10 protein-coding genes and 2 riboswitches are annotated in these 17,459 nt (G+C 69.0%); of the genes, 6 read left to right on the top strand and 4 right to left on the bottom strand.

The annotated features are described in order from the left end of the window. Positions 1-72 precede the first annotated feature (72 nt). Positions 73-1,782, top strand: coding sequence for an MCP four helix bundle domain-containing protein (locus LCI23_RS17055; protein ID WP_224947648.1), 1,710 nt, complete (start codon positions 73-75; stop codon positions 1,780-1,782). 40 nt (positions 1,783-1,822) lie between these two features. Here LCI23_RS17055 and gcvP read toward each other — a convergent pair whose 3' ends face one another. The 3 genes from gcvP to gcvT all read right to left on the bottom strand — a co-directional run bounded on the left by gcvP (position 1,823) and on the right by gcvT (position 6,362). Next, positions 1,823-4,702: an aminomethyl-transferring glycine dehydrogenase gene (gcvP, locus tag LCI23_RS17050; RefSeq protein ID WP_224947647.1), complete on the bottom strand. Its 2,880-nt coding sequence runs from the start codon at positions 4,700-4,702 to the stop codon at positions 1,823-1,825. A gap of 102 nt (positions 4,703-4,804) precedes the next feature. Beyond that, positions 4,805-5,185 carry a glycine cleavage system protein GcvH gene (gcvH, locus tag LCI23_RS17045; RefSeq protein ID WP_224947646.1) on the bottom strand — a complete coding sequence of 127 codons (381 nt, stop codon included), beginning with the start codon at positions 5,183-5,185 and terminating at the stop codon, positions 4,805-4,807. Positions 5,186-5,243: 58 nt separating this feature from the next. Further along, positions 5,244-6,362, bottom strand: coding sequence for a glycine cleavage system aminomethyltransferase GcvT (gene gcvT / locus LCI23_RS17040; RefSeq protein ID WP_224947645.1), 1,119 nt, complete (start codon positions 6,360-6,362; stop codon positions 5,244-5,246). A 46-nt stretch (positions 6,363-6,408) separates the two neighbouring features. Then, positions 6,409-6,508: riboswitch (glycine riboswitch) on the bottom strand. Positions 6,509-6,527: 19 nt separating this feature from the next. Beyond that, a riboswitch (glycine riboswitch) is annotated at positions 6,528-6,613 on the bottom strand. A gap of 159 nt (positions 6,614-6,772) precedes the next feature. On the opposite strand from gcvT, the gene LCI23_RS17035 reads away from it, so the two are divergent. Beyond that, positions 6,773-7,333: an ATP-dependent Clp protease proteolytic subunit gene (locus tag LCI23_RS17035; RefSeq protein WP_224947644.1), complete on the top strand. Its 561-nt coding sequence runs from the start codon at positions 6,773-6,775 to the stop codon at positions 7,331-7,333. A 109-nt stretch (positions 7,334-7,442) separates the two neighbouring features. On the opposite strand, the gene LCI23_RS17030 is transcribed toward LCI23_RS17035, so the two are convergent. Further along, entirely contained in the window at positions 7,443-7,640 is a 198-nt protein-coding gene (locus tag LCI23_RS17030) for a hypothetical protein (protein ID WP_224947643.1), read from the bottom strand. 276 nt (positions 7,641-7,916) lie between these two features. On the opposite strand from LCI23_RS17030, the gene LCI23_RS17025 reads away from it, so the two are divergent. The 4 genes from LCI23_RS17025 to ligA all read left to right on the top strand — a co-directional run bounded on the left by LCI23_RS17025 (position 7,917) and on the right by ligA (position 17,450). Further along, entirely contained in the window at positions 7,917-10,280 is a 2,364-nt protein-coding gene (locus LCI23_RS17025; RefSeq protein ID WP_224947642.1) for a DUF1631 family protein, read from the top strand. Between the two features lie 97 nt (positions 10,281-10,377). Next, positions 10,378-13,902, top strand: a complete 3,525-nt coding sequence (gene smc / locus LCI23_RS17020) for a chromosome segregation protein SMC (protein ID WP_224947641.1) — start codon at positions 10,378-10,380, stop codon at positions 13,900-13,902. Beyond that, positions 13,899-15,068 (top strand): cell division protein ZipA C-terminal FtsZ-binding domain-containing protein, encoded by a 1,170-nt coding sequence (locus LCI23_RS17015; RefSeq protein ID WP_224947640.1) that lies wholly within the window; start codon positions 13,899-13,901, stop codon positions 15,066-15,068. Before smc ends, LCI23_RS17015 begins: the two co-directional genes overlap by 4 nt. Positions 15,069-15,107: 39 nt before the next feature. Then, positions 15,108-17,450, top strand: coding sequence for an NAD-dependent DNA ligase LigA (gene ligA, locus LCI23_RS17010; RefSeq protein WP_224947668.1), 2,343 nt, complete (start codon positions 15,108-15,110; stop codon positions 17,448-17,450). Positions 17,451-17,459: the final 9 nt, after the last annotated feature.

Genomic DNA, 17,459 nt, shown 5'->3' with positions numbered 1-17,459 from the left:
GCAAGCATGCAGGGTCCTGTCACCATCCGCCAGTCATATTGCGCCGTCGTCCCGCAGCGCCAGGCCTGAGCCATGCTGTCGCGCCTGAAGATCGGTCCCAAGCTGTTGCTCGCTCCGGCGGTGGTCCTGCTGCTGCTGCTCATGCTGTCGAGCGGCGCCTATTATGTCATGCTGCGCCAGCACCAGTCCCTGCAGACGATCGTCGGCCCGCGCGCGGTGCAGATGCGCAGCGCGACCGGCATGGCGGCCCAGGCCCAGCGCGTCCATGCCGATACCTACAAGCTGCTCACCTGGCTGGGCAGCAGTTTTTCGCGCGCCCGCATCGAACAGCTGATCGGCGCGGTCCACGGCCAGCACGCGGCGATCGAGCGCGGCCTCGCGGTGCTGGAACGCCAGACCGCCGCGGCCAGCCTGGAACGGCGGCACGTCGAGCACGCGGCCCTGGCCTACCGCCGCTATGTGCGTGAAGTGCGTGAAGTGGTCGAGCTGGCGCATGTCGACGAGACCATTGGCGCGAACGCCATGGTAAAGGCCGAAGCCGCCTTCGGCGTGCTGGTCCAGCGCATGGAAATGCTGGCCGCGCTCGAACGCGCGTTGTCCGAGGAGGCATCCAGCACCGCGGCCGCCGAGTTCCGGGTCAGCGCCACCCTGATGCCGGTGGTGGCGCTGCTCGCGGTGGCGGTCTCGCTGGCGATCTCGATGGCGGTACGGCGCGTGCTGCTGGACGAGATCGAAACGATCGGCACGGCGGCCCAGGGCCTGGCCGCTGGCGACCTGAGTATTGCGCCACGCGTCCATGGTGCAGATGAGATCGGCGACACCTCGCGCGCGCTGGAGGCCGGCATCCGCAGGCTGAACGGCACCCTGCGCACGGTGGCGGAATCGGCGCGTACGATCGGCAGCGCCTCGCGCGACATTACGCTGCGTAACCTGAGCATGCACAGCCGCGCGGTCTTTCGGACCCGCTCGCTGGAAGAGACGGCGGCTTCGATGCAGCAGCTGGCAAGCTCGGTTACCGTGGCGGCGACCGGTACGCTGGCGGCCCGCGGCCTGGCCGAGCAGGCGGCCGGCAGCGCGCGCGAAGGCGGCGCGATGGTGGAGCAGATGGTGGAACAGATGCGGGCCACCCTGGACAGGGTGCGGGAAGGGGCGGCGCGTGCGGCGCAAGCGGCGGCCACGGTCGACCGCCTGGCCAGCGAGGCCGGGACGCTCGCGCTGGACGCGGCCATCGACGCGGCCATTGAGCCGGACCGGGCCCGCGCACACGATGATGGCCGGACAGCGGCCACGCTGGGTGCGCTGGCGCGGCAGGCGGCGGACGCGGCGCGCGAAGTGCGTGCGCTGGCCGAGCGCACCGTCGCCGAGATCGAAGGCTGCGCCACCCGGGCCAGTGTCGCCGAAGCGTGCATCGGCGATGCCGCCGGCTCGACGCGTGCAATGGAAGCGGTGCTGGCCGAACTCGGCGGCACCAGCGCCGGCCAGGCTGGCAGCCTGGCCGAGGTCAGCCGCTCGATGGTGCGCATGGATGAAGTCACCCGGCAGAACTGCGCGCTGGTCGAAGAAGCCGCGGCGGCCGCGCGCACCCTGCAGATGCAGGCCCTGGCGCTGTCGCGCACGATGGCCGCGTTCAGGCTGGACGAACCGGAGGCGCCGGCGCCGGTTTCCTTGCCCGCGGCAAGCGTCCCGCCGCACCAAAAGGAAAGCGGCGTTCCGCGGGACCTGCCCAGGGAACGCCGCCGTCATGAGCGCGCCCACCTGCGCCTCGCCGCAAGCCGCGACTAGCATGCAGGGGGGGCAGGGCAGCCAGGCCGCCCTCCGCGCCTTACTCGTAGTCGCTGATCGGCGCGCAGCCGCAGAACAGGTTACGGTCGCCGTAGACGTTGTCCGCGCGGCCGACCGGCGGCCAGTACTTCTTCTTGCGCAGCGACGCCACCGGGAAGGCCGCCACTTCACGGGTGTAGGTGTGGGCCCAGTCGTCGGCCGTCACCACCTCCGCGGTGTGCGGGGCACCCTTGAGCGGGTTGTCCATCTTGTCGTACTCGCCGCGCTCGACCTTCACGATCTCGGCATGGATGGTGATCATCGCTTCGATGAAGCGGTCCAGTTCGGCCTTCGACTCCGACTCGGTCGGCTCGATCATGAGGGTGCCCGGCACCGGGAAGCTCATGGTCGGGGCATGGAAGCCGAAGTCCATCAGGCGCTTGGCCACGTCCTCGTTCGAGATGCCGGTCTTGTCCTGCAGCGGGCGCAGGTCGATGATGCACTCGTGCGCCACCAGGCCGTCGTGGCCGGTGTACAGCACCGGATAGTGCGGGGCCAGGCGCCGTGCGATGTAGTTGGCATTCAGGATCGCCACCTCGGTGGCCGCGGTCAGGCCCGATGCGCCCATCATCGCGATGTACATCCACGAGATCGGCAGGATCGAGGCCGAACCGTAGGCGGCCGCGCTGACCGCGCCGATGCCCGCCTCGTTGCGCACGTAACCCGTCGACAGCTGGTTCGGCAGGAACGGGGCCAGGTGGGCGCCGACGCCGATCGGGCCGACGCCCGGTCCGCCGCCGCCGTGCGGGATGCAGAAGGTCTTGTGCAGGTTCAGGTGGCTGACGTCGCCGCCGAAGGCGCCCGGCGCGGCCACGCCGACCATCGCGTTCATGTTGGCGCCGTCAACATAGACCTGGCCGCCGTGCTGGTGCACGATCTCGCACAGTTCCTTGATGCCCTCTTCGAACACGCCGTGGGTCGACGGGTAGGTGACCATCACGCAGGCGAGGTCACGGCTGTACTGCTCGGCCTTGGCCTTCAGGTCGGCCAGGTCCACGTTGCCGTTCTCGTCGCAGGCGGTGACCACCACCTTCATGCCGACCATGCTGGCCGAGGCCGGGTTGGTGCCGTGCGCCGAGGACGGGATCAGGCAAATGTTGCGGTGGCCTTCGCCGCGCGACTGGTGGTACTTCTGGATCACCAGGAGGCCCGCGTATTCGCCCTGCGAACCGGCGTTCGGCTGCAGCGAGATCGCCGCGTAGCCGGTGGCGGCGCACAGCATGGCTTCCAGCTGGCCGATCATTTCGCGGTAGCCGACGGTCTGGTCATCGGGTGCGAACGGGTGGATGTTCGAGAATTCCGGCCAGGTGACCGGGATCATCTCCGAGGTCGCGTTCAGCTTCATGGTGCACGAACCGAGCGGGATCATGGTGCGGTCCAGCGCCAGGTCCTTGTCGGCCAGCGAGCGCAGGTAGCGCAGCATCTCGTGCTCGGCGTGGTAGCGGTTGAAGGTCGGGTGGGTCAGGTAGGCCGTGGTGCGGGCCAGTTCGGACGGGTAGGCGTCCTGCACGTCCGTATCCAGCGCGTCGACGTCGACCGACTTGCCATTCCCGAAGATGGCGAGCAGCGCCGCCAGGTCGTCGCGGGTGGTGGTTTCGTCCAGCGAGATGCCCACATGGCTGTCGTCGATGCGGCGCAGGTTGATGCCGGCCGCTTCGGCGGCGGCGTGCAGTGCCGCGGCATCGCCCTTGACGGTCAGGGTGTCGAACCAGGTGGTGTTCAGAACGTCGGCGCCGAGTTGCTGAAGGCCGCGCGCCAGGATCGTGGTCTGGCGATGCACGCGGGTGGCGATGTTCTTCAGGCCTTGCGGGCCGTGGTAGACCGCGTACATGCCCGCCATCACAGCCAGCAGCACCTGGGCGGTGCAGATGTTCGAAGTCGCCTTTTCGCGGCGGATGTGCTGCTCGCGCGTCTGCAGCGCCAGGCGGTAGGCCTGGTTGCCCTGCGCGTCGACGGTGACGCCAACCAGGCGGCCGGCCATGGAGCGCTTGTACTCGTCGCGGGTGGCCAGGTAGCCGGCGTGCGGGCCGCCGAAACCGAGCGGCACGCCGAAGCGTTGGCTGTTGCCCACCACCACGTCGGCTCCCCAGCTGCCCGGCGCTTCCAGCAGGCTCAAGGCCAGCAGGTCGGCGGCCACCACGACCATCGCGCCGGCGGCATGCAGGTGTTCCACGGCGGCGCGGTAGTCGCGCACTTCGCCGTTCACGCCCGGGTACTGCAGCAGCACGCCGAAGCAGGTTTCCTCCAGCTTCTCGATCTCGCCGGCGGCGATCACGCGCACTTCGACGCCGATCGGCTCGGCGCGGGTGCGCACCACTTCCAGGGTCTGCGGCAGCACGTCGTCGGCCACGTAGAACACGCGCGATGACGATTTGCCGACGCGCTGCAGCAGGGTCATGGCTTCGGCGGCGGCGGTGCCTTCGTCCAGCATCGACGAGTTGGCGATGCCCATGCCGGTGAGGTCGGTGATCATCTGCTGGAAGTTCAGGATCGCTTCCAGGCGGCCCTGCGAGATCTCCGGCTGGTACGGGGTGTAGGCGGTGTACCAGGCCGGGTTCTCGAAGATATTGCGCAGGATGACCTTCGGAGTATGGGTGCCGTAGTAGCCCTGGCCGATCATCGACTTCAGGACCTTGTTCTTCGACGCCAGCGCTTTCAGGGTGGCCAGCGCATCCTCTTCGCTGCGCGGTTCGACGAACGGGCCGAGGTCCATCGTGTCCTGGCGGCGGATGTTCGCGGGCACGACCGCGTCGATCAGGGCGGCGCGCGTGGCGTAGCCCAGGGTCGACAGCATGGCTGCCTGTTCGGATTCGGACGGGCCGATGTGGCGCGGGATGAAAGAGTCGCGCGCTTCAAGTTGGGTGAGGCTGGAGCGGGTCATGGTCAGTTCAGGAGAAGATCGGGGAGGGGAGCATGCGCCAGATCGGGGCGCAACCGCGAAACAACCGGTGCGCCCGCAGGCGCACCGTCATTCATTGCCGGCTTAGTTGCCAGTCGTCTTGCCGTACGCGTCCGCGTCCAGCAGCTTGTCGACCGCGCCGGCGTCGCTTGGTGCCAGCTTGAACAGCCAGGCGCCGTAGGCGTCGCTGTTGATCGAGTCGGGGGCGTCGGCCACCGACTGGTTGACGGCGGTGACGGTGCCCGACACCGGGGCATAGATGTCGCTGGCGGCCTTGACCGACTCGACCACGGCGGCGTCGTCGCCGGCGGTGAATTCCTTGCCGACCTGCGGCAGTTCGACGAACACGATGTCGCCCAGCGCGTCCTGCGCGTATTCGGTGATGCCGACGGTCAGGCTGCCGTCAGCCTCGCGGCGCACCCACTCGTGGGACTCGGTGTATTTCAGGTCGGTTGGAATGTTCATGGTAAGGCTCCAGTGTGGTGAGGCGGATAGTATAAACGGTTGTTCTGGTTATTCTGCTTCAGCTCGCGAGGACTTTGCCGTTGCGCACGAACGGCAGTTTCACCACGGATGCGGCCAGCTTCTTGTCGCGGATCTCGACGTGCACGGTGTCGCCGACAGCCACGTCCAGTGGCACGCGCGCCAGCGCGATCGCCTGCTGCATGCTGGGGCTGAAGGTGCCGCTGGTGATTTCGCCGCTGTTGCCGGATGCGGCAATGACCTTCTGGTGGGCGCGCAGGATACCGCCTTTCTCGCGCAGGATCAGGCCGACGAAGTTGGCCTGCTGGCCCTTGGCCAGCAGCGCGCGCTTGCCGATGAAGTCGCGCTCCGCGACCAGGTCGACGGTCCAGCCCATGCCGGCGTCGAGCGGATTGACACTCTCGTCCATGTCCTGGCCGTACAGGTTCATGCCAGCTTCCAGGCGCAGGGTGTCGCGCGCGCCCAGGCCGGCCGGCTTGATGCCGGCGGCGGCGAAGGCGTTCCACAGGGCTTCGACCTGCGATGCCGGGACGCCGACCTCGAAACCGTCTTCGCCGGTATAGCCGGTACGGGCCACCATCACTTCGCCGAACGGGGTATCCGGCACGATCACGACGTTGAAGGGTTTCAGGGGTTCCGAAGCGGCCTGGGTGCCCGGCAGCACCTGCCAGACCTTGGTGCGGGCGTTCGGGCCCTGCACGGCGATCAGGGCGATCGGATCATTGCCGTCACGGCGCTGGGTGATGCCGACCCCGGCGCCGCTGGCTTCGTTCTGCTGCGTCATCCAGGCCACGTCCTTCTCGGCGGTGCCGGCGTTGACGACCAGGCGGAACCAGTCTTCGCTGAAGTAATAGACGATCAGGTCGTCGATCACGCCGCCGTCCGGATTCAGCATGGCCGAATACAGGGCCTTGCCCGGTACCTGCAGCTTGTCGACGTTGTTGGCCAGCAGGCCGCGCAGGAAAGCGCGCACATTGGCGCCCTTCAGGTCCACCACGCACATGTGCGAGACGTCGAACATGCCGGCGTCGTTGCGCACGGCGTTGTGCTCCTCGATCTGGGAGCCGTAGTTGACCGGCATGTCCCAGCCGCCGAAGTCGACCATCTTGGCTCCCAGGGAGCGGTGTGCGGAATTGAGCGGGGTCGCTTTGAGCGTCATGGAATCCTCGGGCAGTGAATTGGGGGCGCGCACCCGCGCGGGTGCCTGTATCCCCTCTGTCCTTGGTACCTGAGAGATAGCGGTTTGAAACGCCTGCCCCTTCGGTGGGCCCCGTGTGTGCGGGGCCGCTCTCCAGAGTGTGAGCTGGCCGCGCCTTGCGCTGCCGCCCCCTGACCAGTCCTTTTGCCTGAGAGTTTGTGGGTAGTGCCCCTTCGGCGGCAGGCATGCCTGCGCTCTCCCGGTCAAGACTGCGGAGAATATGCCAGCCTCCGCCTGGTGTCAACCAGATACGCTCGCGGCCGCATGGAAAAGCGCGCAATTTATTGCCGCGCACTATTGGGCCGGCACCGGCAAGCCTGGCTGGCAGGTTTTGCTACACTTGTCGGACACACTTTGCAGTGGGAAAAACTATGAGCGAAGACAAGGACCAAGGGGTCAAGGAGGCGTGGTTCACGCTGTCGGGCGACGTCAACAGCGATATGGTGCACCGCATGTTCGAAGCGGTCGCCATCATGACCGAAGATGGCATCGAGACCGCGCATGTACTGGTGCAGTCGAACGGCGGCTATGTCAGCGACGGACTGTGCCTGTACAACTTCCTGGCGAATTCGCCGATCAAGTTCATCATGTACAACGGCGGTGCGGTGGCCTCGATCGCGGTGACCCTGTTCCTGGCGGGCAGCGAGCGCTATTGCAGCGAGACGGCGCGCTTCATGGTGCACAAGTCACATGCCACGGCCTCGCCCGGCTCCCGTCCGGACGCCCTGAACATCATTGTCGAGGGCCTGCGCGCCGACGACGCCCGCACCGAATCGATCCTGCGCAAGAGCATCGAACTGACGCCGGAACAGTGGGCCATCCACCAATACTCCGACCTGCACCTGAACTCGCGCGACGCCAAGATTGCCGGCCTGGTCAACGAGGTTCGCGACTTCCGTCCACCCAAGGGCGCGGTGCTGCGCAATATCTGAGCCGGGGCCGCTTCGAACGGGCGCAAAGCAGGGGCAAAAGGCGCAAAAAAGCCCACCGCAAGCGGTGGGCTTCGACTAGCCGCTGAATGGCGCCGGAAGTGCCGGCCGCTCAGCGGTTCTTGTCGTTCTTGTGGCTCTGGCGACCAGCCTCGGCATGCTGCTCCGGCGTGCCGCCCCGGGTACCGCCGCCGCCACCGGAGCGCGAGCCCGAGCCGGAGCCCGACTGCTTGCTGCCGCCCTGGCGGCCCGCTTCGGCCTGCTGCTGCGAGCTGCCGCCCTGTTTCGACTTACCTTGATTCGAGGCCATGGTATTTCCTTTCAGAGTGGGATTGGTTCCTGCTTGCCGAGCTGCGTATCGTTAGCGCAGCATTTCCGGTCGACCCATCATGCTGCTCGTGTTGCTGAATCGGTATCGGACCACGGCGTGATCCAGTGTAGGATAGCCACCGACATACTCAAGGAATATGATGTCCTCGCCCGTCCCGGTCCGGCACTGGATCAAGCTGGATCGGTAACTTTGGTATTGCCATGTGGCAATAATGTGGCACAATAGAGCGATCGATCTTCCCTACCGTCCAAGGCCGTGAACGCTGCCCAGACTCCTGCCGTCCGCAAGGCCGCCGCCACCCAGCAGGCGACGCTGGATGCGCTCGTCGCGCTGGCGATGCAGCACGTGGGCGATGGCCTGATGGAGATGGTCAAGCGCATGAGCGCGGCCCTGCTGGACATGACCGACGCCACGCTCGCCCCGCAGGAGGCGGCGCACCGCATCCGCTCCGGCAACCTGTTGCGTGACAATGCTTACGCCTTCGTGCACCTGGCCTCGACCGGGATCGAGCTCGCCCTGCGTCGCGAAATCGCGCTGCTGGCGCCCGGACCCAAACCGGCGCAAGCAGCGCCGCAGGCCCTGAGCCTGGTGCCGATGGAGGAAATCGACAGCCAACTGGCCTTCGCCGCGATCAGCCGGCCCTTCGATCTCCAGCAGTCCGAGCGCCTGGCCGGTCTGGGCGTGCGCCTTGGCCTGCTGCTCGGACGCGAACTGGTGCGTGCCGGCCAGAATCCCTTCCGCCCAGAGGTGTTCCTGCGCGCCCTGCGCGAAGCCTGGCAGGAATTCGAGCCCGACCCGCACGCGCACGCGCTGGTCCTGCCGCTGCTGCGGCCCGGCATCGTGTTCGCGCTGGGGCCGATGCTCGACGCCCTCGGGGAGCGGCTCAAGCCCGCCCGTGGCCGCGACGGCGAAGCGCGGTTTGCCAAGACCGACGACAGTGCGGCCGCGCGCGCGGCCCGCGCACGGCGCGACGCCGCCGTCTCGCGCCAGCTGCGCCAGCTATTCGGCGCCGACGATGGCAGCCATGGGGGAGCGGGCGGCGAACTTGACATCCCCTTGATTCCCGACTTGCCACAGGGTAGCGGCGGCTGGCGCCCGAGCGCGGCGCCCGGCTTCGCCGGCGCGCTGCAGGCGCCCATCCAGCCGACGGCGCCTGCGCACACGCTGCGCGCCGGCGCCGCGCCCGTGCCCGGGCGAGCGGGACCCCCGCCGGGCTCGGCGTGCCCTCCGGCTTCGGCCACGGCTTGCGACGCAGCGCCCGTGGCGCATCCGGCTGCCACCTCGGCCGCCGCGCGCTCCGTCCTGCTGGCCGAGGCGCTCGACTCCCTGGCGGCAGGCCTGCCCGCCGACCAGGGCGCTGGCGCATCCACCGCCCACGAGGTGTTCTACCTGCCGCGCTTGAAGCAGAGCCTGCCCCATGGCAGCCTGTCGCGCGGGGACGAGACCACGCTCGACCTGCTGTCGCGGATCTTCGAGGCGGTGCTGCTGGACGATGGCATCCCGCAGGAGACGCGCGAGCTGATCGCCTTCCTGCAGGTGCCGGTGCTGCGCGCGGCGCTCAAGGACCGCAGTTTCTTCTTTGAAGAGACGCACCCGGCGCGGCGCATGCTCGACCTGCTGTCCCAGGCCGGCTGGGGCCAGGGCGCCAGTCCTGAGGACCCGCTCTACCGCGCCATGCGGCGCGGCGTCGACAAGGTGCGCGGCGCAGCCCGGCCAGGGGACAGCGTGCAGGCCTTCGCCGCGGCCGTGGCCGAGCTGGAAGCGGGCATCGCCGAGCGCGAGCAGGCCGAGCAGGCCGCCATTGCCGGGCCGATCGCGCGCGCCACGCGCCAGGAAAAGGCCGCGGCCGCGGCCCGCTCGGCGCACAAGGCGGTCGCGCACCGCCTGGCCCTGGCCGGCGGGCAGGTGGTGGCCCTGGTGAGCAGCTTCCTGGAACAGCGCTGGACCCCGGTGCTGACCCTGGCCTACACCATCGAGGAGGGCAAGCCGGGCGCGGTCGAGAACGCCACCCGCGCCATGGACGACCTGATCTGGAGCGTGAAGCCGAAAGCCACCCAGGAACAGCGCCAGGCGCTCATCAAGCGCCTGCCGGCGCTGCTGGCCGCCCTCAACCGGTGGCTGGATGCGGTCAAGTGGCAGGACGCCGAGCGCCTCCAGTTCTTTGCCGAACTGGCCGAGTACCACGCTTCGATCGTGCGCGCGCCGCTCGAGCTCTCGCCCGAGCGCCAGCTGGAGCTGGCGGTGGAGGCCGCCCAGCAGGACGCGCTGCACCGCATCGCGCTGGAGCAGGCCGGCGCGGCCGACGAGGACGCGGCGCGTGACCCGGCGGCGGCCCAGCTGGCGGCGCTCGAGCGCGGCATGCGCTTCGAGCTGCGGGGCGAGACTGGCGTGCGCAAGCTGCGCCTGGCCTGGGTCAGTCCGCTGCGCACGCTGTTCATTTTCGCCGGCAGCAGCAGCCAGGAAGCCTTTTCGCTGCCGGCCGAACGCCTGCTGGACGCCTTCCGCAGCGGCAGCATCCGGGTGCTGGCGCCGGAGGGCGTGGTCGGCCGCGTGCTGACCCAGGCGGTGGGCGAAGCCGCGATGAACGATTCCTTGCATGGCCTGGCGCACGCCGGCTGAGATCCGCGCGCGGCGGGTGGGCGCATTCTTGGCCGAAATGCAAGCAACAGATGGTATGATGGGGCCTTTGACGATTCCCTAGCCCAGCCGAAGCAACGTGCGCCTTTCATCCATCAAATTGTCGGGATTCAAGTCTTTCGTCGATCCCACCAATTTCCAGGTGCCCGGCCAACTGGTCGGCGTGGTCGGCCCGAACGGCTGCGGCAAGTCGAACATCATCGATGCCGTGCGCTGGGTGCTGGGCGAATCCAAGGCCTCCGAGCTGCGCGGCGAGTCGATGCAGGACGTGATCTTCAATGGCTCGACGCTGCGCAAGCCGGCCGGGCGCGCATCGGTCGAGCTGGTATTCGACAACAGCCTGGGCAAGGCGGCAGGGCAGTGGGGCCAGTTCGCCGAGATCGCCGTCAAGCGCACCCTCACGCGCGACGGCACTTCCACCTACTACATCAACGGCCAGCCGGTGCGCCGGCGCGACATCCAGGACATCTTCCTCGGTACCGGCCTCGGACCGCGCGCCTATGCCATCATCGGCCAGGGCATGATCGCGCGCATCATCGAGTCGCGCCCGGAAGAGCTGCGCGTGTTCCTCGAGGAAGCCGCCGGCGTGTCCAAGTACAAGGAGCGCCGCCGCGAGACCGAGAACCGGCTGTCGGACACGCGCGAGAACCTGCTGCGCGTGGAAGATATCCTGCGCGAGCTGAACGCCAACCTGGAAAAGCTGGAAGCGCAGGCCGCGGTGGCGACCCGCTTCCACGGACTGCAGGCGGAGCAGGAAGAAAAACAGAAGCTGCTCTGGCTGCTGCGCAAGAACGAGGCGCAGGCCGAACAGCTGCGCTACTTCCGCGAGGTCGAGGAAGCGCAGACCGCGCTCGAAGCGCAGACCGCCAAGCTGCGCAACGTCGAACTGGAACTCGAGCAGATGCGCCAGTCGCACTTCGCGATCGGCGACCGGCTGCATGCGGCCCAGGGCGCGCTGTACCAGACCAATGCCGAAATCGGCAGCCTGGAAGCGCAGATCAAGTTCGTGGTCGAGTCGCGCACGCGCCTGCAGAACCAGCTCGGCACGCTCACGGCCCAGCGCGACACCTGGCTGGCCCAGCGCGCCGACTACGAGGAGCAGCTGGGCGAGGCCGAGTTCACGCTGGAAGAACTCGGCGCGCGCGCCGAAGGCGCCCAGATCGCCGTCGAGGCCCAGGCCGAACGGGTGCCCGAACTGGAGGCCGCCTGGCGCCTGGCCCAGGAACGCACGAACGAGGCGCGGGCCCGCATCATGGGCGTGCAGCAGCGCATCGAACTGGCCAGCGCCCACCAGCGCAATGCCGCCAGCATCCTGAGCGGCCTGGCGGCGCGGCGCGAACGCCTGCAGCACGAGCGCAACAGCCTGAACCTGCCCGACAGCGCCACCCTCGACGAACTGCGCATGCAGGCCGAGGAAAAGCAGCTCGCGCTGGAAGAGCAGAGCATGCTGCTGGAAGAAGCCACGGCGCGCCAGGAAGCGGTGGAACAGGAGCGCCGCGAGGCCCACGCCCAGGTGCAGCACGAATCCGCGGCCAGCGCGCGGCTGGAAGCGCACCTGGCGGCGCTGCGCCAGGTGCAGGAACGGGTGCAAACCCAGGGCAAGGTCCAGCCCTGGCTCGACAAGCATGAACTGGCGGGCCTGCCGCGCCTGTGGCAGAAGCTCGACATCGAAGCGGGCTGGGAAACCGCGCTGGAAGCCGTGCTGCGCGAGCGCGCGGGCGCGCTCGAACTGTCGAACCTCGACTGGGCCAAGGCCTTCGTCGGCGACGCGCCGCCGGCGCGCCTGGCGATGTATGCGCCAGCCCCCGCCGCGCCCGCCCAGGCGGAGAGCGCCGGCCTGAAACCCTTCGCCAGCCTGCTGCGCCTGAACGACCCGGGCCTGCGCGGCGTGCTGAACGACTGGCTGCACGGGGTCTACGTGGCCGAGGATGCCCAGGGAGCCTTTGCCGATCGTGCGCGGCTGCCGCAGGGCGGCGCGTTCGTGACGCGCCAGGGCCACCTGGTGACCCGGTCGAGCGTACGCTTTCATGCCCCCGATGCGGAGCAGGACGGCATGCTGGCGCGCCAGCACGAGATCGACAACACGGCCAGGCAGCTGCGTGCCCAGGCCCTGCTGCTGGACGACGCGAAGACCCGCGCCACCCGCGCCGATGCCGCGCAGGGCGAACTGGCCAGGCGCGTGCAGGATGCGCGCCAGCGCGTCGCCGGCCTGCAGCGCGAAGTGCATGCGCTGCAGATCGAGGTGCTCAAGCAGAGCGAGATCGAGGCCCGCTTCAACCAGCGCAGCGGCCAGATCGCGGCCGACCTGACCGAGATCGCGGCCCAGGAAGCCGAGCAGCGCCAGGCCGCCCACGAGGCGGAACAGGAGTTCGAGCAGCTCGACATGGAACTGGCCGAACTGCAGGGCAGCCACGAGGATGGCCAGGGTGCCTTCCTGGAAAAGGAAGGGATGCTGGCCGAGGCGCGCCAGAAGCTGCGCGACCTGGAACGCGGATCGCAGGAGGCGCAGTTCGCCGAGCGCGCCCAGCGCAGCCGGATCGAGGAACTGCGCCGCAACATCGCCACCGCCGCCAGCCAGGCCGAGCAGGTTGCCGCCAGCCTTGGCGCGGGACGCCTGGAACTCGACGCGCTGGAAGCCGGCACCGCCCACGAGGGCCTGCAGGACTTGCTGGAGCGGCGCAGCACGCAGGAGCGCGCGCTGGCCGACGCCCGCCATGAACTCGACCAGATCACCCAGCAGCTGCGCCAGTTCGAGGAGCTGCGCATGGGGAACGAGCGCAGCCTGCAGCCGCAGCGCGACCGCATCACCGAACTGCAGTTGAAGGAGCAGGCCGCGCGCCTGAACCAGGAACAGTTCGCCGAGGCGCTGGCCGCCACCGGCGCGGTGGAGTCCGAACTGCGCGACAAGCTCACGCCCGACATGAAACCGCAGGCCCTGCAGGCCGAGGTGACGCGCCTGGGCAATGCCATCGCCGGGCTCGGCGCGGTCAACCTGGCGGCCGTCGATGAACTGGCGCAGGCGGCCGAACGCAAGGGCTACCTCGATGCGCAGAACAACGACCTGCAGGAAGCGATCGCCACGCTGGAAGACGCGATCCACCGCATCGACCGCGAGACGCGCGACCTGCTGCAGGATACCTTCGACCAGGTCAACACCCATTTCTCGGAGCTGTTCCCGATCCTGTTCGGCGGCGGGAACGCGAAGCTGGTGATGACCGGCGACGAAATCCTCGACGCCGGAGTGCAGGTGATGGCCCAGCCGCCGGGCAAGAAGAACGCCACCATCCACCTGCTGTCGGGCGGAGAAAAGGCACTGACGGCGACCGCGCTGGTGTTCTCGATGTTCCGCCTGAACCCGGCCCCCTTCTGCCTGCTGGACGAGGTCGACGCGCCGCTGGACGACGCGAACACCGAGCGCTTCTGCCGCATGGTCAAGCGCATGTCGGACCATACCCAATTCCTCTTCATCTCGCACAACAAGATCGCGATGGAGATGGCCAATCAACTGATCGGTGTGACGATGCAGGAGCAGGGCGTATCGCGCATCGTGGCGGTGGACATGGAGTCCGCCGCGCATTTCGCTACTGAGGCACAAGCAGCATGACTGATTTCCAGATGAGCCTGATCGTGGGCGCCGGCGTGTTCGTCGCCGGTGTCTTCTCGTACAACAAGTGGCAGGAATACAAGGCCCGCAAGAGCGTCGAGCGCGCCTTCGCCTCCGACCACGACGACGTGCTGATGCGCGGCGAGGACGCGCCGGCGGAACCCGACCTGGGCGAGGGCAGCCCGGTCCTGCGCCAGGAACCGGTGCTCGACCTCGATGCGCCGGCGCCGGACGCCACGGCGGGCGGGGCGGCCGCGGGTGCTGCGCCGCGCGAGACGGCGGCGCCGGCACCGGTGGCCGGTGCGGCGCGCGCGCCCACCGGCATCGCCGCGCTGCCGGGCGCACGTCCCGACATGCCGCCGGCCGAAGTGGCCGAGAGCCTGGTCGATCCGCTGATCGACTGCATCATCCCGCTCAACTTCGAGGGCGCGCTGCGTGGCGACCGTATCCTGCCGGCGCTGCAGAAGCTGCGCCGGGTCGGCAACAAGCCGATCCACTACATCGGCGTCGCGGTCAACGGCGACTGGGAACCGATCGTGCACGGCGGCGTGTACACCAAGCTGCAGGCCGGCGTGCAGCTCGCGACCCGTACCACGGCCCTGAACGAGATCGAATATTCGGAACTGGTGACGCGCCTGCGCAGCGTTGCCGACGAGATCGGCGCCGAAGCCGAGGTGCCGGACATGATCGACGTGATGAGCGAGGCGCGCACCCTGCACCGCTTCGTGGCCGGACATGACGCCCAGCTGGGCGTGAACCTGGCCGCCAACGGCGCCCCGTGGGCGATCTCGACCCTGATCGGCGCGCTGGAAAACCAGGGCTTCGACGTGCGCCCGGACGGCCGCTTCTCGATGCCCGACGGGGCAGGGGGCGTGCTGTTCACGCTCAGCACCAACGTCACGCTGGGCGCTGATACCACCGCGCGCCTGACCCTGCTGCTCGACGTGCCCTGCGTGGCGCCCGAGCGCGACGGCTTCGGCGCCATGGTCAAGTGCGCGCACGCGCTCACCCAGCGCCTGGACGCGACCGTGGTCGACGACTTCGACCAGCCGCTGTCGGACGCCGCGCTGGACGAGATCAAGGGCCAGGTGGCCGAGTTCTACCAGGAGATGGAAGCGGCCGACATCCCGGCCGGCTCGACCCGCGCGCTGCGCCTGTTCGTCTGAGGCCGGCAAGTGACTGTCCCGCATGACGTCCAGCAGCGCATGGCCTGGCTGGTCGAGGAGCTGAACCGCCACATCTACAACTACCACGTGCTGGACGCGCCGACGATTCCGGACGCCGAGTACGACCGCCTGTTCCGCGAACTCCAGGAGCTGGAAAGCGCCTGGCCGCAGGCGGTAAAGAACGATTCACCCACCTCGCGCGTGGGCGCCGCGCCGATTCCCGAGTTCAAGGGCGTGACGCACGCGCTGCCGATGCTCTCGCTGAACAACGGCTTCGCCGACGAGGACGTGGAACACTTCGACCGCCGCGTGCGCGAGGGCCTGGAGGCGCGCCAGGTTGCGTACTCGGCCGAGCTGAAGTTCGATGGCCTGGCGATTAGCCTGCGCTACGAGAACGGCGTGTTCGTGCAGGCGGCCACCCGCGGCGACGGCTATGCCGGCGAGGACGTGACGGCGAACATTCGCACGGTGCGCGTGATTCCGCTGCGCCTGCATGGCGCCGGCGTGCCGTCCGTGCTCGAGGTGCGCGGCGAAGTGCTGATGTTCAAGGACGACTTCGCGCGCCTGAACGCGCGCCAGCGCGAGGCCGGCCAGAAGGAATTCGCGAACCCGCGCAACGCGGCCGCCGGCAGCCTGCGCCAGCTCGACGCGCGCATCACGGCCCAGCGCAAGCTGCGCTTTTTCGCCTACGGCATCGGGGTGCTGGAAGGCGCCGCGGCGCCGGACACCCATTCCGGTGTGCTGGACTGGTTCGAACGCCTCGGCCTGCCGGTATCGAAGGAGCGCGCCGTTGTAAGTGGCTGCGAAGGCCTGCTCGGCTTCTACCGCAGCATCGGGGAAAAGCGCAGCGCGCTGCCCTATGAGATCGACGGCGTGGTGTACAAGGTGGACCGCGTGGCCGACCAGGCGCTGCTTGGCTTCGTCTCGCGCGCGCCGCGCTTCGCGCTGGCCCACAAGTTCCCGGCCGAGGAAGCGCTGACCACGGTGGCGGCGATCGACGTGCAGGTGGGCCGCACCGGCGCCATCACGCCGGTGGCGCGCCTGCAGCCGGTATCCGTGGGTGGGGTCACGGTCACCAATGCCACCCTGCACAACGAGGACGAAGTGCTGCGCAAGGACGTGCGGGTGGGCGATACGGTGATCGTGCGCCGCGCCGGCGACGTGATTCCCGAAGTGTTGTCGGTGGTGCTGGAGCGCCGCCCGGCGCCGGAGCCGCCGCGCTACCGGCTGCCGCAGACCTGTCCGGTATGCGGCTCGCATGTCGTGCGCGAGGAAGGCGAGGCGGTGGCGCGCTGCTCCGGTGGGCTGAGCTGCGCGGCCCAGCGCAAGGAAGCGATCCGGCATTTTGCGGGTCGGCGCATGATGGACATCGAAGGCCTGGGCGACCGCTACATCGACAGCCTGGTCGAGTGCGACCTGATCCACGGCGTGGCGGACCTGTACCGCCTCACGCTCGAGGACCTGCTGGCCATGAAGCGCCTGGCGGACGAGCGCGACGCCGCCACGGACGAACTGGCCAACCCTGCCAGTCCGGTGCTCAAAGCTGGTGCCAAGCCGGGAAAGGTGGCCACCAAGTGGGCCGAGAACCTGCTGGCGGCGATTGCGGCCAGCCGGCATCCGCCGCTCGAGCGCCTGCTGTTCGCGCTCGGCATCCGCCACGTGGGCGAGTCCACCGCCAAGACCCTGGCCGACTGGCTGGGCCGCTTCGAGCTGGTGCGGCGCGCCCCGAGCGCGCTGCTGCGCGTGCTGCCCGACATCGGCGGCACCGTGGCCGACGCCATCGCCGACTTCTTCGCCGAAGAACGGAACCAGCGCGCGATCGACGCCCTGCTGGCGGCCGGCGTGGCGCCGCAGGGCGAGCACGCGCCACGCGCCGGGCTGCGCGAGAAACTGGACGAAGCGAACCTGCTGGCGGCGCTCGGCATCCCGAAACTGACCGAGCCGCGTGCGCGCCAGCTGCTGGGCGCCGGCCAGAGCCTGGCGTCGCTGGCCCACCTGAACGTGTTCGGTGTGTTCGGCCTGCCGGCCGGCGTCGCTGGCGCGCTGGAGGAATGGATGCAGCAGCCCGGCAACCGGGAGGGGGTGGCGGCGCTGGCAGCACTGCGCGCCGAGCTGCTGGCCCAGCTGCCGGAGGACGCGGCACCGGTCCAGGGGCCGCTGAGCGGCAAGACCTTCGTGCTGACCGGGACCCTGCCGACCATGAGCCGCGACGCCGCGGGCGCGCTGATCGAAGCGGCCGGCGGCAAAGTGTCGGGCTCGGTCTCGAAGAAAACCTCCTACGTGGTGGCGGGCGCGGAAGCGGGCAGCAAGCTGGCCAAGGCCGAGGAGCTGGGCGTGACCGTGCTCGACGAAACGGGCCTGCTCGCCCTGTTAGGACAATGAACTGGAAAA

Origin of the sequence: Massilia sp. MS-15 (genome assembly GCF_020176695.1) — a bacterium.
Classification (GTDB): domain Bacteria; phylum Pseudomonadota; class Gammaproteobacteria; order Burkholderiales; family Burkholderiaceae_D; genus Telluria; species Telluria hydrophila.
This window is presented reverse-complemented; position numbering and strand designations above follow the sequence as displayed.

Excerpts from the sequence above, each read along its gene's own strand:
- LCI23_RS17035 (WP_224947644.1), top strand. The coding sequence starts at position 6,773 with ATGAGCGAAGACAAGGACCAAGGGGTCAAGGAGGCGTGGTTCACGCTG.
- gcvH (WP_224947646.1), bottom strand. The coding sequence starts at position 5,185 with ATGAACATTCCAACCGACCTGAAATACACCGAGTCCCACGAGTGGGTG.
- gcvT (WP_224947645.1), bottom strand. The coding sequence starts at position 6,362 with ATGACGCTCAAAGCGACCCCGCTCAATTCCGCACACCGCTCCCTGGGA.
- LCI23_RS17055 (WP_224947648.1), top strand. The coding sequence starts at position 73 with ATGCTGTCGCGCCTGAAGATCGGTCCCAAGCTGTTGCTCGCTCCGGCG.
- LCI23_RS17030 (WP_224947643.1), bottom strand. The coding sequence starts at position 7,640 with ATGGCCTCGAATCAAGGTAAGTCGAAACAGGGCGGCAGCTCGCAGCAG.
- LCI23_RS17015 (WP_224947640.1), top strand. The coding sequence starts at position 13,899 with ATGACTGATTTCCAGATGAGCCTGATCGTGGGCGCCGGCGTGTTCGTC.
- ligA (WP_224947668.1), top strand. The coding sequence starts at position 15,108 with ATGGCCTGGCTGGTCGAGGAGCTGAACCGCCACATCTACAACTACCAC.
- gcvP (WP_224947647.1), bottom strand. The coding sequence starts at position 4,702 with ATGACCCGCTCCAGCCTCACCCAACTTGAAGCGCGCGACTCTTTCATC.